The following is a 24,143-nucleotide window of genomic DNA, read 5'->3' as shown; positions in this document are numbered from 1 at the left end:
GGAGGCAGGCACCATAAGAACGAAAATCGCGAGCCCGCCATTGCAGTTGGCAGGCTCGCGAGCGGTGTGGGTCAGGGTATTGTGCAGGTGCTCAGTTGGGCTTGCACTCGTTGATTTCGTAGTTGCGGCCGTAGAGCGCCTCGGTCAGCACGCGGCCTGCGCCGGGCGGCGAGCCCACGGGGATGATGTCACCATTGTGGGCTTCCTGGTCGCAGACGTCGAAGGCCTTCTGCTGGCAGGGATAGGCACCGATGAACTGATAGCCGAAGGGCGCGTTGGACGTGCCGGACTTGGTGATGGGGCAGGAGCAGATGATCTCGTTGGCCGCAACCTTGCCGACGCCGGGGAAGACCTGGCCGCTGGAGCTGCGGAAGCAGGTGCCGCCGTCGCACTGGGCGTAGGACCCGGTCGAACCGCCGGGGCAGGTGTAGAGCGCCTTGTTGCCGCCCTTCTTCACCTCTTCGGGCAGGCTGAAGGTGCTCATCATGTAGCCGTTGTTGGCACCCATGGCGTTGACGTCGCAGATGTCCTTGATCTGGTTGCCGGAGCGGTAGCGCAGCGGCGGGGCGCTGATCGAGTTGCCGTTCTTGATGATGCACTTGGCATAGCTCACCTCCTGGTAGACGAAGGCGGAGGCGGCGGCGCACAGCGCATAGGTCTGGTTGGTGCAGATGGCATAGGCCGCATTGGGTGCCGCCTGGCCGGACAGCGGTGCTGCAATGCTGAACAGAAGGGCGGCGCAGAGGCCGGCAAGGTAGCGGATCACGGCGGAACTTCTCCGGAATTGCGAGGTGAAACCTGACGGTGGCCTTGTAGGCCGCGTTACGTGTTTCGAACATAAGTAAAACCCGTATAAGAATCGTATCCGCTGCGCCGAGGTTCATCAGCTTGAGCGTATCAAGGGTTGTTTTTGCTTCTGTTTTGACTCATGCATCTGCCGTTGCATTTTTATTTTTCTCGCCAAGCAAGGGTGAAGGGCCTATTCCTCCACACCAACCCGGGCGGCTGTAGGGTTGCGCCGCCGCAGGGTCGACACTCGTACCCCGGGGAGGGGGAAAGCCATGGCGGACCCGCGCCGCAGCCTGAGGCTCTTGTTCAAGTTCGGCCTGCTCGTCACCCTGCCGCTGACCGGCTATCTGTGGGCGCAGACCGGCGTGTCGCCGCTGACAATCGGCATGAGCGTGGCCTGCGTGGTGATGGCACTGGGGGCCGAGGGTCTCGCCTCGGTTGCGGAATCCCGGCTTTCACAACTGCGTGCGCAGGCAGAGGCAGAGGAACTCACCTACCGCAGCGAGGCCACTGTCCAGGATGAGCGCATCCGCCAGATGGACCGCATCGTCGAGACGATGTCCAACCAGAACCACGACCTGCGCGGCAAGCTGGTGGCCCTGCATGGCGAGCTGCACCGCCTCGACGAGGAGCTTGCGCTATTGCCGGCAGACGCCCCGGCGGACCCGCAAGGTGGCGATGAGCCGGAGGGGGGCGGGGGCGACGTCACCGACATTTCGACCCTGCGCAACCGGCGCTGAGCCGCTGGCCTGCCTCGCCCGGCCACCTGGCGATGCCGGTTGACAAGCGGCACAAGCTTCAACAAACGACTGGCCGCATGTCCATTTCGATCCTCAGGTCACTTTTCGCCGCCGCATTGCTGCTTACGCTTGCCGCCTGCGGCAGCAATGTTCCGCGCCTCGATGATGCGCCGGTCAACAGCTATGCCACGCCGGTGGGCTACAAGGGCATCCGCTACTGGGGCGATGCCGAGCTCAAGAAGCTGAACGAGGCCTCGGCCCAGCGCCTCGAGGAGCTGAAGGCGGCGCACAAGGCGGACCCCTCGATCCCCCTCGACCACGCCTATTACCTGGCGATTTCCGGCGGCGGCGGCGATGGTGCCTTCGGCGCCGGTATCCTCAATGGCTGGACCAAGGCCGGCACACGGCCGAAGTTCGAGGTGGTGACCGGCATCAGCACCGGCGCGCTGTCGGCGCCCTATGCCTTCCTCGGCTCCGACTATGACGATGAGCTGAAGCAGATCTACACCACCATCAACGACAAGGACGTGATGAAGAAGAAGGGCGCCATCAGCGGCGTCTTCGGCTCGTCGATGACCGACAACAGCCCGCTGAAGGCGCTGGTGGCAAGGCACGTGACGCAGGAGCTGCTCGACAAGATCGCTGTCGAACATGGCAAGGGGCGGCGCCTGCTGGTGGGCACCACCAACCTCGATGCCCAGCGCCCGGTGGTGTGGGACATGACGGCGATTGCCGCCAGCAGCAACCCGGACCGGTTGTCGCTGTTCCGCGACGTGCTGGTGGCCAGCGCGGCCATTCCCGGCGTGTTCCCGCCGCAGCTCATCAAGGTGACGGCGGACGGCAAGCTCTACGAGGAGCTGCACGTCGATGGCGGCACCACCACCCAGGCCTTCCTCGTCTCGGCACAGAATTCGCTGAAGGACGTCGACAAGGCGCTGAAGTTTCCGAGGAAGCGCAGCCTCTACATCATCATGAACGGCTCCTTCGCGCCGCAGGCGGAGAAGACCGAGACAAAGACGCTCGCCATCGCCGCGCGCTCGATCTCGACGCTGATCAAGAACCAGTCGATCGGTGATGCCTACCGGATGTATGCCCAGGCGCAGAAGGACGACGTCGCCTTCTACCTCAGCTCGATTCCCAATGACTTCACCATGAAGGCGAAGAGCGAGTTCGACACCGCCTACATGAAGGCGCTCTACGAGCGCGGCTACCAGATGGGCCAGACGCCGGCCGCCTGGGACCGCGAGCCGCCCGACTACGACCGCTGAGCCTCACGCCTTCGCTGCGGCGGCCTCGCCCTCCGCGGCGGCCGGGTCGGTGGCGTGGGCGAGCGTCAGGCCATTGGCCTCGGCAATGCGCATGATGTCCAGGTAGAGCTTGTGGGTCGCCTCGCGCGAGGCACGCCCGCTGCGGGTCTCGACCATCGACGAGATCTCGACGTCGATGCCTTCCGACCACATGCGCGAGATGTTCACCTCCGCCCACTTGCCCTCGAAGATCGGATCGTCGGCGATGCGCTGGCGGATGTCGCGGGTGAAGGCCTCCATGCGCGCCGGCGTGGCGCCGGACGTGACGATGACGGTGGTCGACAGGCTGCGCTTGCGCCGCGCGCCGAGATTGTTCACCACCATGTCGGCGAGCTTGCCGTTGGGCACCACCAGCACGCTGTCGTAAAGCGTGCGCACGCGGGTGGAGCGCAGGCCCACCGATTCCACCCAGCCGTTGACGTCGCCCGCGATGATGCGGTCGCCCTTGCCGAAGGGCCGGTCGCCCAGCAGGATGCCGGCCCCGAAGATGTTGGACAGCGTCTCCTTCGAGGCGAAGGCCACCGCGAGGCCGCTGATGCCGAGGCCGGCGATGAGCCCGCTGGTCGGCAGCGACCACAGGTAGCTGAGGATCAGCACCGCACCGAGCACGATCGACAGCTTGGCCACGCCCGCGGCGAAGGTGATGAGGATGTTGTCGACCGCGGTCTCGGTCTTCTCGGCCAGTTCCTGCAGCACGGAGAGCACGAAGACGACGAGCTGCCACAGCGCATAGGCGATGATGACGATGAGCAGGGTGCCCAGCACCGGCACGGTGTATTGCCGCGCCGCCGCCGGCAGCCCGACGGTGGCAACGAAGCGCGAGCCGATGATGAAGGAAATGCCCATGGCAAGACCCAGCGCCAGGCGGCGCGGGTTGACGACATGGCGGCGGACGGCGTTGCGGCTCATCAGCCAGAGCAGGGCGGCGCGCAGGATGAGGGTGAGAAGCACGATCGCCAGCAGCGCGACGAGGCTTGCGAGGAGCTGCCAGTATTCGACATGGGCAGGGCCCGGCAGGCCGCGCAGCAGGGCCGGCGCATAACGCTTCACCTGGTCGCGGAGCGCGAACATGGATGAGGCGGGAATGAAGCCCGGGTCCAGCGCGTGGTTGTCCGGCAGCTGTTCGGCGGAGCTGTAGAGGCTGCGGATGTTGGCCGCCGTCTCGGCGGAGAATTTCCAGCGCGTGTCCTTGCCCGTGCCCACGGGCTCGATGGCGATGCGGCCGGCGGGAAGCTCGAAATAGACGAAGGGCTCCCGGCTCTCGCCGGAGTTGGGCACGTTCTGCAGCGTGTGGTGGCCCACCCTGTCGATGATGCGCACCAGGTATTGCGCCACCAGCGCGCCCTCGGCCTTGCGCAGCACCTCGGGCACGCGGGACAGGTCGATGGTGTCGATGGCCTGCGCCTCGCCGCCGCTGTTCCAGTGCAGCATGCCGTCGAGGAAGGCGCGCAGCGTGTCGCGCGGGCTCTGCAGCTGGCGGAAACCATCGGCGGTCTGCGATGGGCCGGCGTCGAGTTCGGCGCGCAGACTGGCCGGCGGCGGCATGACGATGCGCCACTTGCCATCCGCCCCGCGCTGCATGTCGATGTTGACCACCGACTTCGAGCCGGCCTCGGGCAATTGCAGGCTCAGCCGCTGCTCCGCCGTGTCGTCGGGAATGGCGGCAAGGTTGAAGGTGGCGCGGTCGATCAGGTCGAAAAGCTGGCGGGCGCCGGAGAAGCGCGCTTCGCGGGAGGCCCAGCCGGCATCGCTGCCGAAGTCGATCGAATCGATTGCGGCATTCAATGCATAGGGCTTGTCGGCCTGTGCAAGATTGGCCGCCATGAGGAAGCTGCGCAGCGCCGCCCGCGGGTTGGCGAGATCAGCCTCTACCGCGGCGGCATGAGGGTCCCCGGGGGCGATGCGCAGGCCGTTCAGCCAGTCGCCCGATTCGGTGGTGCCGGCAAAGCTCTGCTGGTCGGCGCTCAGCGTGGCGGTGACGGTCTCGACGTCGCCATTGTACAGGATCTGGCCGTCGAAGCGCCCGTCACGCAGCGTGCCCTGGATCTGGCCGCTGCCGAAGCTGCCGCCAACGGCAGCGCCGTCCTGCTCGAGCCGGACGATGGCCCCGCCATTGCCCCAGGTGATTTCCCATTCGCCGCTCCACGGCCCGTCCGCCGCTGCCGTTCCCGCCGTGAGCACCGCCCACAGGAGTATCATCACCAGCCTGATCATGCCGCCGCCGCCCGTCATCCAATCCTGCGGGCATAGATGCACGGACCGGGCCGCACTGGCAACACCGGGCAGGGCCCGCCGCCTCGGCCAAAACACCGATGCGCTAGATTGCGCGTGCCAGCAGCGATGGCGCCTTCGCGGTGCGGTGGTGCTTCAGGTTGGCGGTGAAGCGGCCCTCATCGGCAAGGCGCTCGAGATCGGCGAGCATCTCGCGGATCTTCTCGCGGCGCAGGCGCACCACGTCGCCCAGCGACACGATGCCGGCCAGCCGGCCATTGCTGATCACCGGAAGATGATGGACGTGATTGTCGGTCATGATGTCGAGGAGTTCCGACTCCGTGGTGTCCGGCGTGCAGGTGAGAACGCAGGGGCGCATGATGTCCTGCGCGGTGACGCCCGCATCGCAGGCCTGCCCGCTGGCCACGGCGCGGATCACGTCGCCCTCCGCGATCATGCCGGCAATGGCCCCCGCCCTGTCCTGCACGACGAGGGCGCCGATGTGGTGGCGCGCCAGACGGCCCGCGAGCGACAGGATGCTGTCATCCGGTGCTGCGGTGATCACCTTGCCGACCTTGTCCTTGATGATGCGGGCGACGGTCATGATGTGCTGCCTCACTCTGATTGCCGCAGCCGGATTGGCCTCGGACCCGCCATCAAGGGCGCAGGGCATAATTCTGCTATAAGTAGGATTCACCCGGCAGCCCCTGGGTTTGTACCTAGGTAACCCGCGCAGGCATGTTAAATCACTGAATCACAAATATAAAAAAATCTGCTTTCACTGCCAGCTGGTGAACGGACAGTCAGCAGCCCCGTCTATTTACGGTCACCGGCAGGTGCTCCCGCGGTTGCCGCCGCTCAGGACGGAAGCGCCAGCACCGCACAGGGGGCGGCGCGCAGCACCTTTTCGGTGGTGCTGCCGCGCAGGGCGCCGAGCAGGCCCTTGTGGCGTGCCGTCGGCATGGCGATGAGGTCGGGTGCCACGCGGTCTGCCGCCTGCAGCAGGGCTGGCACGACCTCGCCCTCGAGGCGGGCAGCCTCGGGGAACACGGCGCGCACCTCGTCCTCGGTGCGGGCGGATGCCGCCACATGCACCGGGTGCAGGTCGAGCGGGCGCGGGTCAAGCAGCAGGTGCAGCCTGCCGAGCGCGGCGCGCGGCGGCGGCGTGTCGGTGACCGGCATCAGCACGCTGCGCAGCGCCAGCGCCCCGGTCGCGGGGTCGGCCATGTCGCGGGCAAGCGGGCCGAACAGCAGCGAAGGCAGGTCCGCCAGGCGCATCGCCTCCATCGCAACCGATCCGCCGCTCCACCAGCCGGTTTCAGCCCGGCCGTGGCTGGCAGCCACCAGCAGGTCAGGCGTGTGCTTGGCCACGAAGTCGGCAATGCCCGAGGCGGGGTCGCGGCCATGAATGGTGACCTTGGTGATGCCCACGCCGAGCAGCGGTTCCACGTCTTCCTGGCGCGAGCCCGGCGGCAGCAGGCCCCAGGCTTCCAGCGTGCTGCGCACCTGCGGGAAATTTTCCCAGGCGGGCTGCTCGCCCCGGCTGCTCACATGCAGGATGTCGAGCCGCGACTTGCAGGCCACGGCGAGGGCGAGAGCCGCGCGAAAGGCCGGCGCACCCTCCTGCGAGAGATCGGTGGCGAGAGAAATCCTGCGAATCATCTGGAGCCCGTGTCCTTCAAGAAAGTGGCGCGGCATGTGGCAGCGCTTGTCAGCCCTGTCATATATCGCCCCGCAGCCAGTAAACAAAATAGCCGATTGCCTCCTTCGCCGCGTCGCTGGTCTGCAGCAGCGCATCCGCCGAGGGCAGCACGTCCAGCAGGTTCGTCGGCTGCCGGACGATCCGCACATCGGTGGCGGCAGGAGTGACGGGCAGCCCCGCGCTGCGGAAGGTGGCGAGGGCCCGCGGCATGTGCGCGGCGGAGGTGACGAGAAGGGCGGAAGATGCACCCAGCGAGGGCCATGCGGCCTTCACCTCGGCGGCGTTTTCCGCCGTGGTGCGGCTGCTGCCCAGGCTGACGATGCGGGAGGCCGGCACGCCCCAGGACTGGAGCAGCGAGGCGATCACCTCGGCCTCCGGCCGGGAGGCGTTCTCCCAGGGCAGGTTGCCGCCCGTCACCACCACCTTCGCCACCTTGCCGGCCCTGAACAGTTCGGCGGCATAGAGCACCCTGTCAGAGGCTTCTGCCAGGTCAGGACCGGGCCGCGGCGGCAGCGCGCCGCGCACCGCGCCCCCCAGCACGATGGCCACATCGGCAGCAGGTGACTGGCCAGGCGGCAGGGCCGGATAGGCCGCCTCGAGGGCACCGAGCGCGAGGCGTGCCGTGAGCGGCATGGCCGCCGCCCACAGGCCGAGCAATGCGACGAGAATGCAGCTGTGGCCGAGGCGCCGCCAGCCGCGCCAGGCGAGCAGCAGGCCGAGCAGCGCCACGACCAGGCCAACGCCCAGTGGCGTGGCGAACACGGCGGCGATTTTCGTGAGATGCAGCAAGATGGCGGGAAGGTTCGCCCAGCGCGGTGCGAAGGTCAACCGCGGGTGGCGCAGGGTATCGGCAATCTGCAATTGCACCCTGCACGGGGAAGGATATCTCGTTCGGCGGCAGGGACCGGGCTATAGCTGGTACATGGCCTCCTCCAAGGGCGGGGCTGACGGCATGCTGCTTGAGGTTTGACTGGCGCGCAATGAGTGGAACGATGGTGAGTGATGCTGGCGCGGCCAGCGCATCGATCCTGCAGGAAGGCATGTGGCTGTCGCCGCACGCGGCGGAGGACCCCAGCAACTGCAATCTCCTGTGGACCATCAGCCTCGATGGGCCGCTTGCTGCACGGAGGCTTGCCGCGGCACTCGACCGCGTCGTGGCGCGGCATGCCGTTCTGCGGTCGGTGTTCCACTGGCAAGGCGACCGGCTTGGCGTGCGCATCATGCCCGCCGGTGCGGTGGCGCTTGCGGTGGTCGATGAACCCTTCGACGCCACGGCCTTCGCCATGGCACCCTTCGACCTTGCGCACGGGCCGCTCTATCGTTTCGCCCTGGTGCGGCGCACCGACCAGTCGCATGAGCTGCTGTGTGGCTTCCATCATCTCGTCATCGATGGGGTGTCGTGGCCGAAATTTGCGGCGGAGCTGGCCGTGCTGCTGGGGGGCGGAGAACCGCCCGCGGTGGAAGCCGACTATTTCAGCCATGTCGCGGCGCAGGAGCGCCTGCTGGCGGGCCGCAGCGGCGAGGACGCCCGCAGCTTCTGGCGCAATCTGCTGGGGTCCCTGTCGGGCCCATGGGAATTGCCGCATCCTGCCACGGGGCCGGGCAGTGCCAGGGCTTCGGTCTCGGTCGGGCAATTCGCCCTTGGCGAGGCGCTGTCGGCGCGCCTTCGCCAGGCTGCGGCCGAGCTGCGCACCACGCCCTTCCGCCTTGCCATGGCGGGTTTCGCCGCCCTGCTTGCCCGCATCGCGCGGCGCGAGGAGGTGGTGCTGGCGACCACGGTATCGGGCCGGCCGACGGAGATGAGCCGAAACATGATCGGCTTCTTCGCCCATACCGGCATCCTGCGCCTCGCCATAGCCGGAGCGGCGTCGCTGCGCAGCGTGCTGGCCGATGTGCAGGAGGAGCTTGAAGGTCTGCTGGCGCACGAAGCGCTGCCGATGCGGGTGGCCGCGCGCGAGCTTGCGGCGCGTCCGGATTATTCCCGCAATCCGCTGACGGCGGTGTCCTTCACCCGGCTGCCGTCGCGGCTGCGTGTCGACGTGGCGGGGCTGGCGCTCCGCGAGCGGCGGGTGTTCCTGCCGCTCGCGGAGCGCGACCTGGCAGTCTATTTCCAGGCGGTGGACGAGGGTTTCGAGCTGAGCTACCTCGGCCGCGCTCCGGTCATCACTCATGAGGCCGCCGAACAGCTTCACCGGCAGTTCTGCCTGTTGCTGGAGGCGGCCCTCGCTCACCCCGACCGCCCGGTGGCGGAATTCGATGCCATGTCCGCGGAGGAGCGGGGCCGGATCCTCGCCTGGAATGAGACGGCCATTGCCTATCCCGCCATGGCACCGCTGCACCGGCTGGTCGAAGCGCAGGCCCGGCGCACGCCGCAGGCCGTCGCCGTCAGCGATCCGCAGCGCGACTGGACCTACCGCGAACTCGACGCCGCCGCCAATCGCATCGCCGCGGCGCTGCGAAAGAGGGGTGTTGCGCCCGGCAATTTCGTCATGCTGCGGATGAACCCGTCGCTGGCGATGATCGCGGCGGAACTGGCGGTGATGAAGTGCGGCGCCGCCTTCGTGCCGGTGGGCACCGAATGGCCGGAGGCGAGGCTGACGGCGCTGGCGCAGCGCATCGGCGGCGCGCCGCTGATCCTTGCCGAGCACGATGCGCCTGGCACGTTCTGCGTGCTGCCGTTGCTGGCGGCGGGTGACGATCCGGGAGCGCCCGACGTGCACTCACGCCTCGACGACCCGATCTACTGCATCTTCACGTCGGGCTCCACCGGCCTTCCCAAGGGCGCCGTCAATGCCCATCGCGGCGTGGTCAACCGGCTGTTCGCGATGAACACCGCCTTCGGCGACCCGGCGGAGGACGCGGTGCTGGTGACGGCGCCGGTCACGGTCGATACCCATGTCTGGCAATTCTTCTGGGCGCTGTGCTTTGGCGGACGCGTGGTCGTCGCCCCGCGCGAGGTGATCGTCACGCCGGCACGGCTGTTTCCGCTGGTGGCCCGTGCGGGCATCTCGGTTCTCGACTTCGTTCCCTCGCTGTTCACCGATGTGGTGAATGCGCTGCGCGGCAGCGGCGTGCCCGGCTGGCCGCGGCTGCGCCTGCTGCTGGTCGGCGGCGAGGCGATGCGGGCGAGCGACGCCTATGCCTTCCGCGAGATCGTGCCGCAGTGCCGGATCGTCAACACCTATGGCCCGACGGAGACCTCGATCGGCGTCATCCGCTGCGACCTGCCGCTGGAGCCTGTCGACCCCGTTCCGCTCGGCCGGCCCTTTGCCAATGTCCAGGCCTACGTGCTCGATGGCATGCGCCTCGTGCCCTTCGGCATGCCCGGTGAACTGTGCCTTGGCGGTGCCTGCGTGGGGCTCGGCTACCTCAACGACCCTGCCGAGACGGCGCGGGTGTTCGTCGCCAATCCGTTTTCGTCCGAGCCGGGGGCCCGCCTCTACCGCACCGGCGACCTGGCACGCATGCGGGCGGACGGCGTGATCGAATTCCTCGGCCGCATCGACCACCAGATCAAGATCCGCGGCGTGCGCATCGAGCCGGCGGAGGTGGAGGCAGCGCTCATCCGCCATCCCGCCATCGAGGCCGCCGTGGTTTCGGCGAGCGCCACCGGCAGCCTTGCCGCCCGCATCCTGCTGGCTGGCGGGGTGACGGCGCCCGGCGTGGCGGACCTGCGCCGGCACATGCTCGAGGCTCTTCCCGTCCAGATGGTGCCGGAGCAGTTCATCCTGTGCGACCGCTTCCCGCTGCTGGCCAATGGCAAGATCGACCGCGCCGCGGTGCGCGCACTCGCCGGTCTTCCGCTCGCCGGGCAGGCCATTCATGAAGCACCCAAGGGCGACATGGAGGAGAGGCTGGCCCAGCTCTGGTGCGAGGTGCTCGGCCGGGAGAGCGTGGGCCGCCACGACAATTTCTTCCAGACGCTGGGTGGCGACTCGCTGCAGGCGATGCGGCTCATCCTGCGCATCGAGGAGAACATCGGCGTGTTGCCGAGCCTGCGGCAGATCTATGAGGCCGCCGACCTGAAGCAGCTCGCCGCCGAACTGGGGCGGGGCTCCCCGCATGCAACGGGCGCGCGCCCGCGCAGTGGCAACATCATCCCCCTGCGGGCGCAGGGCTCGAGGACGCCGCTCTTCCTCATCCACGGCTGGGGCGGCTTCATCTCGCATTTCAACGGCATCGAGTTGCACATCGACCCGCTCCGTCCGGTGTTCGGAATCGGCTGCGACGTGGAGGAGGTTCGCTGCGTGGAGCGTCCCAGCGTCGAGGCACTGGCTGCAGGCTATGCCGAGCAGATCCTCGCGCGCGGTGACAGCACGATCCACATCGCCGGCTATTCCGCCGGCGGCTGGTATGCCCACGCCGTTGCCGATGCCCTGCTGAAGCGGGGCGGGCGCATCGGCATGTTCGCGATGCTGGACGTGCGCGGCATCGCCCTCGACATCGACCCGGCCGTGGCGCTGCGCGTCAACATGCTGAAGCGGCTGGAGCGGGCGCGCATCCACGCGGAGGCCATTGCGGCGGGAGGCGCTGCCGAGGGGCGGCTGCGCTATGCCGGCGGCGTGCTGTCGCGCCTCCACCGCCGCGTGTGGAACCGCACCTCCGCCAGCCCGGCGGATGATGCCGAGCAGAGCGACCTCTTCGTCCGCCTGCTGCGCACCTACCGGCCGCCGCGTCTGCCGCTCCATGCCCATGTGATCGGCCCGCCGCGTGGCCGCGCCGTGCTCAAGGCGGTGTGGCAACCGCATGCCGCGGGAGGGGTGAGCTTCCATCCGCTGTTCGGGGAGCATGACGATTTCATCAACCCGGCACTGACGCCACAGCTGTCACGGCAGCTGGAGGCCATCATGACCGCGCTGGAACAAGGGGAGAGACGATGAGCAGGGCAACGGCCTGGACGAAGAAGGCCGCACTCGGCGCCGGCGTCATGGTGTTCCGCACCGGGGGGCGCGACGTGCTGGACGCCGTGCTCGATCTGGCGCGCCCCTGCGATGCGGGCGTGCCACTCATCCGCATCGGGGGCGATGGCGATGGCGGCTACCTGGTGCCCGATGATCTCGCCGGGATTCGTGCCTGCTTCTCGCCCGGCGTATCCAGCGTGTCGGACTTCGAGGCCGATCTGGCGCAGCGTGGCATCCGCAGCTTCCTCGCCGATCATGCGGTGGAGCGACCCGCGCTGGACAATGCACTGTTCGATTTCGAGAAGCTCTTCATCGGTCCGGGTGCCGCGCAGAATGCCGTGTCGCTCGCCGACTGGGTGGACAGGAAGTGGCGTGACGATTCCGAGATGATCCTGCAGATGGACATCGAGGGCTCGGAATATGGCGTGATCTGCGAAACCAGCCGCGCCCTGCTGCGCCGGTTCCGCATCATGGTGATCGAGTTCCATGGGCTGGACCGGCTGTTCGATCCGTTCGGCCAGCAGCTGATCCACATCGCCTTCCGCAAGCTGCGCCAGGATTTCGAGGTGGTGCACATCCACCCCAACAATTGCTGCGAGCCGGCAGTGCATGATGGCATGGTCATTCCGCCGGTCATGGAATTCACCTTCCTGCGCAAGGACAGGCTGCAGGGCAAGACGCCCGTCACGTCGTTTCCCCATCCGCTCGACCGGGCCAATGTTGCCGGCAGGCCTGACATCGTGCTGCCGCGCGCCTGGTACGGGGACGGGGCGGACTGACAGGTTCCGCTCGCCGGTCAGGCGCCGGGCAGCGACTTCCTCAGCTCCGCCAGGCTGCGGTCGCGCCAGGCCAGGGCCGTTGCCGGGGGCGGTCCGGCCTTGTCATCTTCCGGGCTGAACTTCGCGAAGATGTGGTCGAGCAGGCTGCCGCTGCGCAGGATGGGCGTGACGCCCGTCTGCAGGGCGCGCCCGAAAACGCCGGAGGCCTGGTCATAATCCGGTGCATAGCGGCACCAGGCGAGATCGGCGACCTTGTAGAGGCTCAGGATCTCGTCATCGGTGACGAGCCGGTCCTCCACGATCATGCCAAGCGAACGGAGCTGCGCCAGTTCGGCGCCGTATTCCGGCCCGACCCGGCCGGCGACGACGGACAGCAGCTCCTCGCGGTTCTGCGCGGCATGCGCCGCGAAATCGGCAAAGCCCTTGATGGCGTTGCCGGTGCCGATGAAGATCAGCACGCGGCGCGCGCCCCTTTCGGCCGCGACCCGGCGTGACAGGGCCGTGTCCGGCAGCACCGGAGGGCCGTCGATCCACAGGTCCCACATCTGTGGATCATAGATCCAGTCATGACTCACCTCGCGCAGCTTGGGGTAGATGTCATGCGGGATGATCGAGAGGATGGTGAGGCCCGGCACCGCGCAGAGCCAGCGGAAGACGCGGCGCTTCAGCGGGAACATGATCGGGCGGCGGGTTTCGAAACACTGCATCGGCCGGAGGAAGAGGCCCGCCGTCGGCCTGCGGCGCAGCGCGCGAAGCAGGGCCACGGCGATGAACCCCGCATAGTCGGCATCGATGGTGCAGAAGAACACCTGCGGCGCTGCGACAAGGCGCCAGAAGCGGCTGCTCCAGATGGAGCCGGTGGACGGTGCGCCGCGCCACAGGCCAACGAACAGCTGCTGGTAGCTCGGATGATGGCCGCTGGTCGAGGAGATATGGACGAGGGGACCTGTCATGGCGCTGCGGGCAATGCGTCGAGAGCATCGATGGAGCTGACACCTTCGCTGGCCAGTTCGGCGGCCTGGGAGTATCCGCCCATGACATAGGCCGGGATGCCGGCGCAGCCGGCATCGACCAGTCGGGTGAGCATGCCGGAGGTTGGCGGCTGGTAGACGAGCAGCGCCCGGCAGTCCACCAGCAGCTGCTCGAAGTCCTGCCCGTGGACGGCGCCGCGCACCTCGACGCTGGGAGGTGCCTTGCCGGCGAAGCACTCGGTATCGAATCCGGCGAGCACGTAGCGCCGCCCGGAGGCATCGCGGGCAATGAGGCCGAGCAGGCGCTCCATGCCGCGGCGGGTGGGCGGATTGCCAGCGGTCCCCAGGATGAGGATGAAGCCGCCCCTTGCCTCGCCGCGGCGGGCGCGGATGGCGGCGAGATCCGCGCGGTCCGCGGCGCTGGGCCGATAGGCGATCACATCGACATCGGCGGCGCCGAGGGCGCGGATCACGCCCGCATCGAAGCGGCTGATGGCGTGGACCGCCAGCGCATGGCGATAGGCCCGAGCCTCCGCCGCGAAGCCGGCGGCATGCGAGCGCAGCAGCGGATGGCCCTGGCCCGGCACCAGGAATTCGACATTGTGCGGGAAGGCCGAGAACGGGATGCCGAGCGACACCAGCATGTTCGCCAGCACCAGCTGGCGCCCGGGCGTGATTTCGAGTCCCGGCCTCGGCCAGCCGCGGCGTTTCAGTTCGGCGTGCAGCCAGGCCCCGTAGACAAGGGCCGCGAGGCTGCCGCGGAGGCTCGTCATGCGGACGGCGAGGCCCAGTGCCGCCGGCAGGACGATCAGCAGCGAAAGCGGGGAGCCGAGCAGGGCTTTCAGCACGGTGCTGCGCGAGGGTGGCGGCAGGACCTCGCTGCCCGCATCCGACATCATTTCACACAGCTGGCTGCTGCGCCGCACCCCGCCATGGCGCGGCGCCACGTTGCCGAAGGCCGGCAGGTGAATCGACGCGGGACGAGCGCCATCATGGGACGTGCCGCCGCTCACCATCGTGCCATTCCGAGTTCGCGGATGAAGTATCGTCCGACGAAACTGTCCGGATCGATTCCGGCGCCCGGCTCCGTGATCCGCGCCTGCCGGCCGGGACTCCGGCGGAGACCCTCGTTCCACAGGTGGATGGCGCGGGTGGCAGGGGTGATGCGGTCTTCCACTGCCGTGCCCGCACGGATCAGCGTTTCGCATTGCTCGAAGGGCACGGGATAGAAGACATCGCAGGGCTGTGCCCGGCCTTCGCAGCCATTGCGCCGGATGAAATGCGTCAGGGCATTCGGTCCCCACACGCCCCAGGGCATGCGGGACACATGCATGGGAAGGCCGATGGCCCGCCGCAGCCCGATCTTCAGCCGGTCGCGCCGGTCGAGGAAGGGGGGCCGAGGATGGAGATCGGAGGTGAAGGCGAGGAGGTCGCGCAGCACCGAGCTGTGCGGCGGGAGAAAGAGGACGGCAGAATTGATGAGCACCTGGTTCTGCCAGCCGAAGATTTCCGTGCCGTCTCCGATGATTGGCTTCAGCACCAGCATGTCGGTGTCGAGCCACAGCCCGCGCTGCTGCTCCATCAGCCTGTAGCGAAACAGGTTGGAACCAAGTGCTGCTCCCTGACCGCGATAGAGGACGAAGTTTTCGCGCGGCAGCACGCCGGCGGCATCCTCCCACTGGATGCCGGCGGGAAGATTGGAGGGCTTCTCGTAGGAAAAGACAGTGACGGCATGCCCCGCCCGCAGGGCCGACAGCATGCAGCCGGTTTCCAGCATGGAGAGCCGCGGGCCCATCCAGAACATGTTCACCGGAAGCAGATCGGCCCCCATCGCTTGCGTTGCTCCCCTTCAGACAGCAACGCTGTAGCCCACCGCTGGCCTTTCCGGAACCCGCTGAATCATTCATCGGGATCGGGGCTTCGCCCGGTGAGTGTCACACGCACCTCGAAGCTTTGCCGTCATCCTCGCGGCTCGCGAGCCAAGCAGCGATGACATTGTGGCTGTACTTGCAGTCATAAGTTGCACGATTGTCGCGCCCGGCCCTTGCGTCATGCTGAAAAACCCCGTGGCGAAAGGGATTTCTCACGATTTTCGCGGGCATCTCAAATCCTTTAAGTTTAGAAGGGGTTGCGCCGCCGCCCGTGTGGCTGGCGCGGAGTTGTGGGGCGAGCTTTGATGGGTTGCGACATTCAGCCGGCGGATGCCGCTGAGGTGACTGTTTACATCGTCAACAGGAACTATGGCCGGTTCCTGCGGCAGGCCATCGAAAGCGTTCTTGTGCAGTCCCATGCGGGGCTCGAGATCGTGGTGGTCGACGATGCCTCGGAGGATGAAAGCGCGGCCGTGCTTGCAGCCTTCGAGTCTCATCCGCGCATCCGCATCCTGCGCAATGACCGGGTGCGTGGCCTGACCGCGTGCTGCAACGCCGCCATCCGGGAATCGCACGGACGCCTGGTGATGCGGCTGGACGCCGATGATTTCCTCGCACCCCGTGCCATCGAGGTGCTGGCGGGCGCGATGCTTCGAGAACCGGGCGCTGCACTCGCCTGTTGCGGCCACGTCGCGGTCGATGTGAAGGGCGTCAGCCTCGGCAGTTTCCTGCCGCGGCCGAGAGCCGGGAGCGCTACGGCGCCCGATCTCCCGCCGCATGGCGCCTGCGTGATGGTGCGCCGGCGTTTCCTCGACCGCATGGGTGGCTATGACGAAGCCATTCCCTGCCAAGACGGCCTTGACCTGTGGCTTCATGTCGGGCCCGAGGATCGCGTTCTCACCGTGAATGAGCCTCTCGTCCATTACCGCCAGCACGCTGGCAATCTGAGCCGGGGAACGGCGGCCCTCATGGCGGCCCGCGGCAAAATCCTTGCCAAGCACGTGGCCAAGCGTGGCCTGGTGCGGCCCCGCGTGAAGGCCGTGGTGATGGCCGATTGGGCTTCCTCTTCACCCGTGGCGCCACTCACGCCGCTTGCGGGCAAGCCGCTGATCGAGTGGTGCCTCGACGAGGCCCTGGGCTGCGCAGGCCTTGACGCGGTCGTTCTGCGCACCTCCGAGGTCGAGGTCCAGCGCCATGCGGCGCGCCGCTATGGCGCGGCGGTGCAGGTCGAGGCGGGCGAGAGTTCGCAAGCACCGGCACAGGCTGCCGCAGGCTTCGATGCGGTGCTGCAGCTCGATGTGCGGTCGCCCTTCCTGTCCCGTGGCCTGATGCAGCAGGCCATCCATGCCATGCAGCTTTTCGAGGCCGGCGAGGTGCTGGCCGTGCAGCGTGAGGATGGCGTCTTGCTGCGCCATGACGGGACCGGCCTGCAGTCCTTGCGCGACGGGGCGTCGGTTCGCCGCGAGGAAGACGAACTCTACCGCCAATGCCCCGGCCTGACGCTGCTGCGGACCCAGCCTGCCCCGCTTGCCGGCGAAGCGGCACGCCGGTCGCATGTTCTGCTGGACCAAGCGGCGGGCTTCACCATTCGCACAGCGCTTGACCTCGAATTCGCCGCGCTCATGGCGCGGGCGCGCCTGTCGGCGGACGCCGATGCGGCCTGAGCATGGCTTCGACCTGCTTGCGGTGGAGGTGCGAAGCACCACGCCGCATCTCGAGACGGCGACGGAAATCTGCCTGCGCGAAGCAGGGCGCGGGCGGCGCGTCGCCTTCGTCTTCCTCGATCTCGCGGTGATCCACCCTCGTCCCATGATGGACAGGCTGATCCGCGCGCATCGCCTCAAGCGCGTGCGGGCGGTGGAAAGGATCCTCGCCGCGCATGGCGTGACCGTCATCGCGCCCGGGCCAGAGGCCGCTGCTGCGCCTCGCGGATCAAGCGAGCTTGGGCTCAATACACTGGAGGCGCTGCGCGCCTATCGCATGGATGAGGCGGCCCTCGGGGTCGGCGTCGTGTCCTCGCTCGTCTCCTTCCTCATGGATACGGCGCCCGACGTGGCAAGCCACCGCAACCTGGTGGACCGCCTGCTCGTCTCCGCGCAACGCGCCTTCACCGCCACGCGGCAGCTGATCGGCGAGCTGCGGCCGCGCAGCATCCTGGTGTTCAACGGCCGCCTTGCCTATTCGAAGGGCATCACCGAGGCGGCGCGGCTGGCGGGCGTCGACCTGCTGTATCATGAGGTCAGCAAGTCGCATGCGCGCTACTATTGCGAACCGCATTCGGTTCACAACCAGCAGCATGCGCGCGCCATGCTGCAGGCGGCATGGGCGCAGGCGCCCGACGGCCGGGCGGAGGTCGGGCACGGCTTCTTCTCGCGCGGGCGGGGCGCCGTGATGCCCCTGCATGCACCCTATCTCGCGGCCCAGCAGGAAGGCCATTGCCTGCCTGCCAGCGGGCGGTTCCGCATCGTCTATTTCGCCTCGAGCATCGATGAATTCGCGGCGGTGGAGGAGGGGCTCGCGCCGGTGGCGTTCGAGGACCAGTTCGCTGCCGTCACCTGGCTGGTCGACTGGGTGCGCGCGCGGCCCGGGACGGAACTCGTCATCCGACTGCATCCCAGGCTGCGCAAAGTGGCTGCAGCCGAGCTGGCGCGCTGGCGCGGCCTCGAGGGCCCCCACGTCACGCTGCTGGAGGCGGCGAGCAGCATTGATTCCTATGCGCTGGCCGCCAGCGCCGACAGGGTGGTGACCTTCCATTCGACCATGGGCATCGAGGCGAGCTACCTGGGCAAGGTCTCGATCCTGGTGGGCGATGCCGCCTATCGCGGCCTCGACTGCGTCCATGAGCCCTCCTCGCCCGCCGAACTCGACCGGCTGCTCGCGGATCCGACCGTCGCCGCCAAGCCGCGGGAGAACTGCCTGCCCTATGGCTACTGGCTTCTCACCCAGGGGGAGCCCTACCGCCACTATCAACCTGAGTCCTACCAGCGGGGCCGCTTCCTCGGCCGGCGCCTGCCGGCGGATGATCCGCTGCCGCCGCCGGTGCGCCTCGCCTTCACCTGCCGCGCCGCCCTGTTGCGGCTGCGCGCAGGCCTTGCCCCCAGGCCGGGGAGCCTTGGCGGATGAGCCTGTTCCATGGTTCCCACGGGCCCTGGCTCATTGCCGAGATCGGCGGCAACCACGAAGGCAGCTTCGATGATGCCATGCGCCTCGCCGATCTTGCCATCGATGCGGGGGCCGATGCCGTCAAGTTCCAGGTCTATTGGGGCGACACGCTGGTGTCGCGGCGTGCCGACCCCGATCGCAACCGGCACTTCCGCCGCTTCGAGCTCAGTCCCGACCAGCACCTGGCGCTCGCCCGCCGGGTGCGGGAGGCAGGCCGCGCCTATGTCGCTTCGGTGTGGGACGTGGAGGCCTTCAGCTGGCTCGATCCCGTCATCTCCGCCTACAAGATCGGCAGTGGCGACCTGACCGCGCTTCCGCTGCTGCGGGCCGCGGCGCGCACCGGCCGCCCGCTGATCCTGTCAACCGGACTGAGCGATGCAGCCGAGGTCGCATGGGCGGTGGACCAGATCCGCGCCTGCCACCAGGCCTACGCGGCACGCGACATGCTGGCCGTCCTGCAATGCACCAGCATGTATCCCATCGCCATGAGTGATGCCAACCTCGCCGTCATGGACAGCTTCCGCGGGCTTGGTGTCAGCATCGGTTATTCCGACCACACGCTGGGCAGCCGCGCCCTCGAGGTGGCGGCCGCCATGGGTGCGGAGGTGCTGGAGTTCCACTTCACCGACCGCAAGGAGGGGCGCAGCTTCCGCGACCACCAGCTGTCCCTCGAAGCCACGGACCTGCTTGATCTCATCAGGGCTCTGGACGAGATCCGCAGCCTCAAGGGCTCGCCGGTCAAGCAGGTGCTTGCCATCGAGCGCGAACATGGCCATCCCCGCTCGTTCCGCCGTGCCGTCTATCCCTCGCGCGACATTGCCGCGGGCGAGGTGCTGGGACCGGAAAATCTCTGCGTGCTGCGGCCCAACCAGGGCATCGATGCCCGCGACTATGATGCCCTTGTCGGCCGCCGCGCCGCCCGCGCCCTGCCGGCACACGAGCCGCTGGACTGGGAGTGGATCGCGTGAGGCCGGGGATGACGCTTCACGTCGCGCACTGCCCGCTGTGCGGCGGTGCCGATGCTGTCCGCCAGTCTGAGCCCGAACCCAACCTCTATTCCGAGAAGCTGGCCGAACTTCTCGAGGCCGGCGAGGCGCAGCTGCTGGCACGCCATGCCAACTGGCAATGCAGCGGCTGCGGGCTCATCTACAAGCGTGAGTGGTTTGCGGCACCCGCGTTGCGGGCTCTTTTCGGCGGCGCCGTGGCACGGCACCCGCGCGGCTGGGACACGGTGCCCGGGCGCTTCTCCGCCGCGGGTCTCGATGCCTCGGCGCAACAGTGGGCAAACGCCGTCGCCACAGGTTTCGAACCGGGCGTGCGACGCGGCGAGCGTGAACTCTTGTCGATCATGGATTCGATCGTCGCGCCGTCCGGCTTCGCGCCCGGCGATGCGGTTGCCGCCATCACGCTGCGTGACGTTGCGCGCTTCGGCCACATCATGCCGGCGATCCGGTCATCGATCGGTGCACCTGCCGCGTTCAAGCGCTTTTCCGGCTTCGGGTCGGGCGAGCTCTGGGACTATCTCGCGGAGCGCGCCGGCCCGATCGGCAGCTATGCCGAGGTCGGCTGCCCGCTGTGGGGCCTGCTGCCCCATGCGGCGAAGCTGGGGGTACCGGCCGTCTTCCTCAGGCGCGAGGAGCCGAACTACTGGGGTGATGGTTGCCGGCAGGAGGGAACGCACTGCCTGTCACGGCTGCTGGAAGACCGGCGCATTGCCGCTGCTTCCTGGTCGAGCGTCACGCGCCACGACGTGGTGGGGCTGTTCCAGTATCTCGACCATCTGCGAGAGCCGGGTGCATTCCTGGCTGACCTGTTGGCGCGAACGCAAAGTGCCGCCATCATCCTCGACGGCATGGACGCGCCGCTCGCCATCCAGCATTTCACCGGCTGGCCAGATGGCTGCATGGCCCGTGTGGCGGAGCGCTTCGGCAAGGACCTGCATCTGGATTTCGATGCCATCCGACCGTCCGGCAACAGGCTCTACCTGCTGGCCGGGCGCGGCGGCGGAGGGGCTGCATGAGCGTGGCCGGTCAGCTTCCCCTTGCGCCTGACGCCGAGGCCGGCGCATGGATGATGGCGCTGCTGCAGCGCCTGTGGCCGGTGCATCGCTCGCTCATGGGGCCCGGCATCCGCGAGACGCTTCGCATGCTGGGCGACGAGATGGCGGGCTTCAGCCTGGGCAGTGCGGCGACGGGCCAGCTGGTGCTCGACTGGATCGTTCCCGACGAGTGGCGCCTCGACAGTGCCTATATCGAAACGCCCGATGGCCGGCGCATCTGCGACGTTGCGGACAACATGCTCCACGTCGTCGGCTACAGCACGGCCATCGATGCCGAACTGACGCTCGAGGACCTGCAGCCGCGGCTGCATTCCCTGCCTGACCAGCCCGACGCCATTCCCTATGTCACCTCCTACTACGAGCGGACCTGGGGGTTCTGCCTGTCCGAACGGCAGCGGCAGATGCTGGAGCCCGGACGCTACCGGGTTCACATCGCCGCCACCCACACCGCAGGACGGCTGGACTACGGGCAGTGCGTTTTGCCGGGCGACACGCAGGAGGAAATCCTGTTCTCCACCTATTGCTGCCACCCGGCCATGGCCAACAACGAATTGTCGGGGCCGGTACTGGCGGTGGCGCTGGCGCGCTGGCTGTCGGGCCTTGCGCGCCGCCGGCATACCTACCGCTTCGTGTTCGGTCCGGAAATGATCGGCGCCGCAGCGGTGCTGGCGGAGCATCGCCGGCACCTGCAGTCGCACGTCGTCGCCGCCTTCAACCTCACCTGCGTGGGCGACGAGCGGACCTGGTCCTTCCTGCCCTCGCGCCGCGGCGACAGCTATGCCGACCGCATGGCGCGGCACGTCCTTGGCCATGCGGTCGGGCGCTTCGACGCCTATGGCTGGCATGACCGCGGCAGCGACGAGAGCATGTATTGCGCCCCCGGCATCGACATCCCCATGGTGTCGATCATGCGATCGAAATACGGCACCTATCCGGAATACCACACCTCGCTGGATACGCCGGGCCGCGTCGTCACGGCGCGTGGCCTGGCGCAGTCGCTGGCGCTTCACCAGACGCTGGTGGCAAGCCTCGAGGCAGACTGCATGCCGCAGGCGCTGGTTCTCGGCGAACCGCAGCTTGGACGGCGTGGCCTCTATCCGCCGCTCAGCCGGAAGGGCAGCAGCGCGCCGGTGCGCGACCGGCTCGACCTGATCTCGCATGCCGACGGCAGGACGCGCCTTCTCGACATCGCCGAGCGCTGCAACCGTCCGATCTGGGCCTTCCTGCCCGATCTCGAGGTGCTGGCGGCGGCGGGAGTTCTGGCGACGTGACCGCAGTGCTCGGCATCATCGTCTTCGCGCGGCATGACTCGCGCAGGCTTCCCGGCAAGGCCCTGCGCGAGGTGGGCGGCATGGCCCTGCTGGCCCGCGTCATCCGGCGGGCGCAAACCACGCCCTGGCCGGTCTATGTCGCGACCACCCGGAAGGCCGCCGATGACCCGCTGGCGGCCCTGGCCGAGGGCCTCGGTGCCGGCGTGTTCCGCGGTTCGGAGGCAAAGGTCATGGAGCGGGCGGTGCTCGCCGCCGAGGCCTTCGGCCTCGACTGCTTCGTGCGCCTGTGCGGCGACCGGCCGCTGTTTCCACTGGACACCATGGAGGCTGCCGTTGCCGCCATGCTGCAGTCCCTGCCAGCGCCGGACCTCGTCACGTCCCTGCCGATGCCGGGCGCTCCCCCCGGCCTCACCACCGAGGTCGTCCGCACCCGCAGCCTGAAGCAGATCCTGCAAGGCGGCGTGAGTGCTGCGCAGCAGGAACACATCACCACTGCCTTCTATGACAGGCCTGCGGCATTCCACATCCGCCATGTGCCGTCAGACGCTGGAACCTATGCCTGCCCCAGCTTCGCCGTCGACACGGAGGCGGACCTCGCCAATCTCAACGCGATCTTCGCCGCCTCGGGCGACCTCTGCCTGAGCCCGCGCGAGGCCGACCGGATCTACCGCCAATGAGAGACCATTTCCTGTTTCCCGCCCAGACCAACCTCGAGCTCTGTGCGCAGGCCCTCGCCATGGGCTGGCGTGGCGGTAGCCTGGCACGGCTCAACGAGGCCCATCACCTTGCCCTGCGGCAGGTGCATTCGCTGGTGCGCGGTTCGGGCAAGCCCTTCATTGCGCATCTCGTCGGCACGGCCAGCCTGGTCCTTGCGTCGGGAAAGCCGGAGGACTGGGTGATCGGCGCCATGCTGCATGCGCTCTACCAGCGCCGCGTGCCCTTCGAGAATGGCCTCGCGCCCGCAGCGCGCCGGCTGGTGATCAGCGACCGCTTCGGCGCGGCCGTGGACGACATCGTGCACCGTTATACGATCCTCGAGGATGACTCCTCGGGGGGCTGGCTGGAAGACAGTCCGCTGGCGCAGGCCGACGTGGTGACACTGCGGCTGGCCGACGAGCTCGAAGACCTCTCGGGATACGCGCTCGCGCTGCATGGACGCCCCGGCCCCGAAGACCCGGAGGAGCGCGGCGGCTTCGCCTGGCGGCGAAACGCCAAGCTGGCCATGGCGCCCCGGCTGCTGGCAACGGCGGAGCGCCTGCAACTCGGCGGCATGGCGCGGGGCCTCACGCACTGGCTCGATTTTTCCTCCTATCCGGAAGGCCTCAGTGCAGCGCGTACCGGCCTGACCAGCAGCGCCACGCTCCGGCCGGCTCCGGTCGGCCCTGAAAACCAATGACAGCAAGCACCGGCATGACATTCCAGGCTGCTCGCATCACTCCGGGGGAAGCCCGTGACGTCTGGTCTGCCTCGACTGAAGCATCGGCCTTCACCTGCCCGGCCAATCTCGAGCTCATTGCCGCGGAGGTGGACTGGTGGGGCGTGCGGCGCGGCAACAGGCTCATCGCTGCCTGGCCCCTGATCCGGCAGCAGCGCGGCGGGGACATCGGGCCGCCGCCCTTCACCTATTATGTGGGGCCCCTGTTTCTCAGCGACATTCGGGTGAACATGTGCTCGGCCCGCGCATGGAACGCCTACACGGGCAGTTTCCGTGCCATGGTGGAGGCGGTGACCGGCGCACACGCCAGCTTCTCCTTTTCGCTGCCGCTGGGACTGATGGATGTGCGCGTCCTGTCGTGGTGGAATTTCGATCATCCGGGCGAGAAGGGCTTCGAGATCACACCGCGTTATTCGGCCCGCATTGACCTTGCCCGGCACCCCGACGAAGCCTCGCTGCTGAAGGGCATGAGCGGTGACCGGCGCCGCGCCATCGCGCAGTGGTCGATGTCACCGCCGGCCGAGTCCGGGCGCGTGCCTGTGGAGCGCATCATCGAACTCCATGATCAGACGCTGCGGCGCACCGGAGGCCAGATCACGCCCGGGCGCCATGTGGCATTGCGCCGGATGATTGCCCTTGCGCAATCGGGCGCGGGAACGATCACGGGCTATCATCCAGACGGGTCCGAAGCGGCGGAAGCGGCCGTCATCGTCGTTGACGGCGCAGGCACGGCGAACAACATCTTCAGCTCCACCAGCGACGCGCATGCGAGGTCCGGGCTGTCCTCCTGGGTGACGTGGCAGGCCATTCGCAGGGCCCATGCGCGAGGCCTGCGGTGGTTCGACATGAATGGCGCGAACAGCCCCAATCGCGCGGCCAACAAGCACAGCTATGGCGCCGGGGCCGAACTCTATTTCGACTGCCGCTTCAGCCGAAACCCCTGAT

The 24,143-nt window shown here is 68.0% G+C and carries 20 protein-coding genes; 12 read left to right on the top strand and 8 right to left on the bottom strand.

Annotated features, from left to right (window positions below; genetic code table 11):
- Nucleotides 1-91 precede the first annotated feature (91 nt).
- Nucleotides 92-766, bottom strand: a complete 675-nt coding sequence (locus DK847_RS03190; protein ID WP_111196143.1) for a hypothetical protein — start codon at nucleotides 764-766, stop codon at nucleotides 92-94.
- A 295-nt stretch (nucleotides 767-1,061) separates the two neighbouring features.
- On the opposite strand from DK847_RS03190, the gene DK847_RS03185 reads away from it, so the two are divergent.
- Nucleotides 1,062-1,529, top strand: coding sequence for a hypothetical protein (locus DK847_RS03185; protein ID WP_111196142.1), 468 nt, complete (start codon nucleotides 1,062-1,064; stop codon nucleotides 1,527-1,529).
- A 77-nt stretch (nucleotides 1,530-1,606) separates the two neighbouring features.
- Complete coding sequence (locus tag DK847_RS03180; RefSeq protein WP_161957129.1) at nucleotides 1,607-2,797, top strand: patatin-like phospholipase family protein; 1,191 nt, start codon at nucleotides 1,607-1,609, stop codon at nucleotides 2,795-2,797.
- Nucleotides 2,798-2,800: 3 nt separating this feature from the next.
- Here the strand turns inward: DK847_RS03180 and DK847_RS03175 are convergent, their stop codons facing one another.
- The 4 genes from DK847_RS03175 to DK847_RS03160 all read right to left on the bottom strand — a co-directional run bounded on the left by DK847_RS03175 (nucleotide 2,801) and on the right by DK847_RS03160 (nucleotide 7,610).
- Entirely contained in the window at nucleotides 2,801-5,068 is a 2,268-nt protein-coding gene (locus tag DK847_RS03175) for a mechanosensitive ion channel family protein (protein WP_111196140.1), read from the bottom strand.
- Between the two features lie 85 nt (nucleotides 5,069-5,153).
- Nucleotides 5,154-5,651: a CBS domain-containing protein gene (locus tag DK847_RS03170; protein ID WP_161957128.1), complete on the bottom strand. Its 498-nt coding sequence runs from the start codon at nucleotides 5,649-5,651 to the stop codon at nucleotides 5,154-5,156.
- A 254-nt stretch (nucleotides 5,652-5,905) separates the two neighbouring features.
- On the bottom strand, nucleotides 5,906-6,709 hold the full coding sequence (locus DK847_RS03165; RefSeq protein ID WP_161957127.1) for a universal stress protein: 804 nt from the start codon (nucleotides 6,707-6,709) through the stop codon (nucleotides 5,906-5,908).
- Nucleotides 6,710-6,767: 58 nt separating this feature from the next.
- Entirely contained in the window at nucleotides 6,768-7,610 is an 843-nt protein-coding gene (locus tag DK847_RS03160) for a YdcF family protein (protein ID WP_146256032.1), read from the bottom strand.
- A 131-nt stretch (nucleotides 7,611-7,741) separates the two neighbouring features.
- Here DK847_RS03160 and DK847_RS03155 point away from each other — a divergent pair, with 131 nt between their 5' ends.
- On the top strand, nucleotides 7,742-11,629 hold the full coding sequence (locus DK847_RS03155) for a non-ribosomal peptide synthetase (protein WP_161957126.1): 3,888 nt from the start codon (nucleotides 7,742-7,744) through the stop codon (nucleotides 11,627-11,629).
- Complete coding sequence (locus DK847_RS03150; RefSeq protein ID WP_111196135.1) at nucleotides 11,626-12,429, top strand: FkbM family methyltransferase; 804 nt, start codon at nucleotides 11,626-11,628, stop codon at nucleotides 12,427-12,429. The genes DK847_RS03155 and DK847_RS03150 overlap by 4 nt, the downstream gene beginning before the upstream one ends.
- 17 nt (nucleotides 12,430-12,446) lie before the next feature.
- On the opposite strand, the gene DK847_RS03145 is transcribed toward DK847_RS03150, so the two are convergent.
- Genes DK847_RS03145 through DK847_RS03135 form a run of 3 tightly spaced genes read right to left on the bottom strand, consistent with a single transcriptional unit; the run spans nucleotide 12,447 to nucleotide 15,231 of the window.
- Complete coding sequence (locus tag DK847_RS03145; RefSeq protein ID WP_111196134.1) at nucleotides 12,447-13,382, bottom strand: hypothetical protein; 936 nt, start codon at nucleotides 13,380-13,382, stop codon at nucleotides 12,447-12,449.
- A complete protein-coding gene (locus DK847_RS03140) occupies nucleotides 13,379-14,416 on the bottom strand; it encodes a hypothetical protein (RefSeq protein WP_111196133.1) in 1,038 nt (345 codons plus the stop codon). Before DK847_RS03140 ends, DK847_RS03145 begins: the two co-directional genes overlap by 4 nt.
- Nucleotides 14,410-15,231, bottom strand: a complete 822-nt coding sequence (locus tag DK847_RS03135; protein WP_111196132.1) for a glycosyltransferase family 32 protein — start codon at nucleotides 15,229-15,231, stop codon at nucleotides 14,410-14,412. Before DK847_RS03135 ends, DK847_RS03140 begins: the two co-directional genes overlap by 7 nt.
- 381 nt (nucleotides 15,232-15,612) lie before the next feature.
- Here DK847_RS03135 and DK847_RS03130 point away from each other — a divergent pair, with 381 nt between their 5' ends.
- The 8 genes from DK847_RS03130 to DK847_RS03095 are packed head-to-tail and all read left to right on the top strand — an operon-like array spanning nucleotide 15,613 to nucleotide 24,142.
- Complete coding sequence (locus DK847_RS03130) at nucleotides 15,613-16,935, top strand: glycosyltransferase family 2 protein (RefSeq protein ID WP_161957125.1); 1,323 nt, start codon at nucleotides 15,613-15,615, stop codon at nucleotides 16,933-16,935.
- The gene (locus tag DK847_RS03125; RefSeq protein ID WP_111196130.1) at nucleotides 16,925-18,394 is read left to right on the top strand and encodes a hypothetical protein; all 1,470 of its coding nucleotides are present in this window, start codon (nucleotides 16,925-16,927) and stop codon (nucleotides 18,392-18,394) included. Before DK847_RS03130 ends, DK847_RS03125 begins: the two co-directional genes overlap by 11 nt.
- Nucleotides 18,391-19,401 carry an N-acetylneuraminate synthase family protein gene (locus DK847_RS03120; RefSeq protein WP_111196129.1) on the top strand — a complete coding sequence of 337 codons (1,011 nt, stop codon included), beginning with the start codon at nucleotides 18,391-18,393 and terminating at the stop codon, nucleotides 19,399-19,401. Before DK847_RS03125 ends, DK847_RS03120 begins: the two co-directional genes overlap by 4 nt.
- Before the next feature lie 8 nt (nucleotides 19,402-19,409).
- Complete coding sequence (locus DK847_RS03115) at nucleotides 19,410-20,453, top strand: hypothetical protein (RefSeq protein WP_111196128.1); 1,044 nt, start codon at nucleotides 19,410-19,412, stop codon at nucleotides 20,451-20,453.
- The gene (locus tag DK847_RS03110) at nucleotides 20,450-21,763 is read left to right on the top strand and encodes a DUF4910 domain-containing protein (RefSeq protein ID WP_204508213.1); all 1,314 of its coding nucleotides are present in this window, start codon (nucleotides 20,450-20,452) and stop codon (nucleotides 21,761-21,763) included. The genes DK847_RS03115 and DK847_RS03110 overlap by 4 nt, the downstream gene beginning before the upstream one ends.
- Complete coding sequence (locus tag DK847_RS20520; RefSeq protein WP_161957124.1) at nucleotides 21,760-22,440, top strand: cytidylyltransferase domain-containing protein; 681 nt, start codon at nucleotides 21,760-21,762, stop codon at nucleotides 22,438-22,440. Before DK847_RS03110 ends, DK847_RS20520 begins: the two co-directional genes overlap by 4 nt.
- Nucleotides 22,437-23,159 (top strand): HD domain-containing protein, encoded by a 723-nt coding sequence (locus DK847_RS03100; protein WP_111196126.1) that lies wholly within the window; start codon nucleotides 22,437-22,439, stop codon nucleotides 23,157-23,159. The genes DK847_RS20520 and DK847_RS03100 overlap by 4 nt, the downstream gene beginning before the upstream one ends.
- 14 nt (nucleotides 23,160-23,173) lie before the next feature.
- Nucleotides 23,174-24,142, top strand: coding sequence for a GNAT family N-acetyltransferase (locus DK847_RS03095; protein ID WP_161957123.1), 969 nt, complete (start codon nucleotides 23,174-23,176; stop codon nucleotides 24,140-24,142).
- Nucleotide 24,143: the final 1 nt, after the last annotated feature.

This window comes from Aestuariivirga litoralis (assembly GCF_003234965.1).
Classification (GTDB): domain Bacteria; phylum Pseudomonadota; class Alphaproteobacteria; order Rhizobiales; family Aestuariivirgaceae; genus Aestuariivirga; species Aestuariivirga litoralis.
This window is presented reverse-complemented; position numbering and strand designations above follow the sequence as displayed.

Bases quoted from the DNA above. Each gene is read 5' to 3' on its own strand.
- DK847_RS03185 (WP_111196142.1), top strand. From the start codon at position 1,062: ATGGCGGACCCGCGCCGCAGCCTGAGGCTCTTGTTCAAGTTCGGCCTG.
- DK847_RS03180 (WP_161957129.1), top strand. From the start codon at position 1,607: ATGTCCATTTCGATCCTCAGGTCACTTTTCGCCGCCGCATTGCTGCTT.
- DK847_RS03175 (WP_111196140.1), bottom strand. From the start codon at position 5,068: ATGACGGGCGGCGGCGGCATGATCAGGCTGGTGATGATACTCCTGTGG.
- DK847_RS03170 (WP_161957128.1), bottom strand. From the start codon at position 5,651: ATGACCGTCGCCCGCATCATCAAGGACAAGGTCGGCAAGGTGATCACC.
- DK847_RS03165 (WP_161957127.1), bottom strand. From the start codon at position 6,709: ATGATTCGCAGGATTTCTCTCGCCACCGATCTCTCGCAGGAGGGTGCG.
- DK847_RS03155 (WP_161957126.1), top strand. From the start codon at position 7,742: ATGGTGAGTGATGCTGGCGCGGCCAGCGCATCGATCCTGCAGGAAGGC.
- DK847_RS03150 (WP_111196135.1), top strand. From the start codon at position 11,626: ATGAGCAGGGCAACGGCCTGGACGAAGAAGGCCGCACTCGGCGCCGGC.
- DK847_RS03145 (WP_111196134.1), bottom strand. From the start codon at position 13,382: ATGACAGGTCCCCTCGTCCATATCTCCTCGACCAGCGGCCATCATCCG.
- DK847_RS03140 (WP_111196133.1), bottom strand. From the start codon at position 14,416: ATGGTGAGCGGCGGCACGTCCCATGATGGCGCTCGTCCCGCGTCGATT.
- DK847_RS03135 (WP_111196132.1), bottom strand. From the start codon at position 15,231: ATGGGGGCCGATCTGCTTCCGGTGAACATGTTCTGGATGGGCCCGCGG.
- DK847_RS03125 (WP_111196130.1), top strand. From the start codon at position 16,925: ATGCGGCCTGAGCATGGCTTCGACCTGCTTGCGGTGGAGGTGCGAAGC.
- DK847_RS03120 (WP_111196129.1), top strand. From the start codon at position 18,391: ATGAGCCTGTTCCATGGTTCCCACGGGCCCTGGCTCATTGCCGAGATC.
- DK847_RS03115 (WP_111196128.1), top strand. From the start codon at position 19,410: ATGACGCTTCACGTCGCGCACTGCCCGCTGTGCGGCGGTGCCGATGCT.
- DK847_RS03110 (WP_204508213.1), top strand. From the start codon at position 20,450: ATGAGCGTGGCCGGTCAGCTTCCCCTTGCGCCTGACGCCGAGGCCGGC.
- DK847_RS03100 (WP_111196126.1), top strand. From the start codon at position 22,437: ATGAGAGACCATTTCCTGTTTCCCGCCCAGACCAACCTCGAGCTCTGT.
- DK847_RS03095 (WP_161957123.1), top strand. From the start codon at position 23,174: ATGACATTCCAGGCTGCTCGCATCACTCCGGGGGAAGCCCGTGACGTC.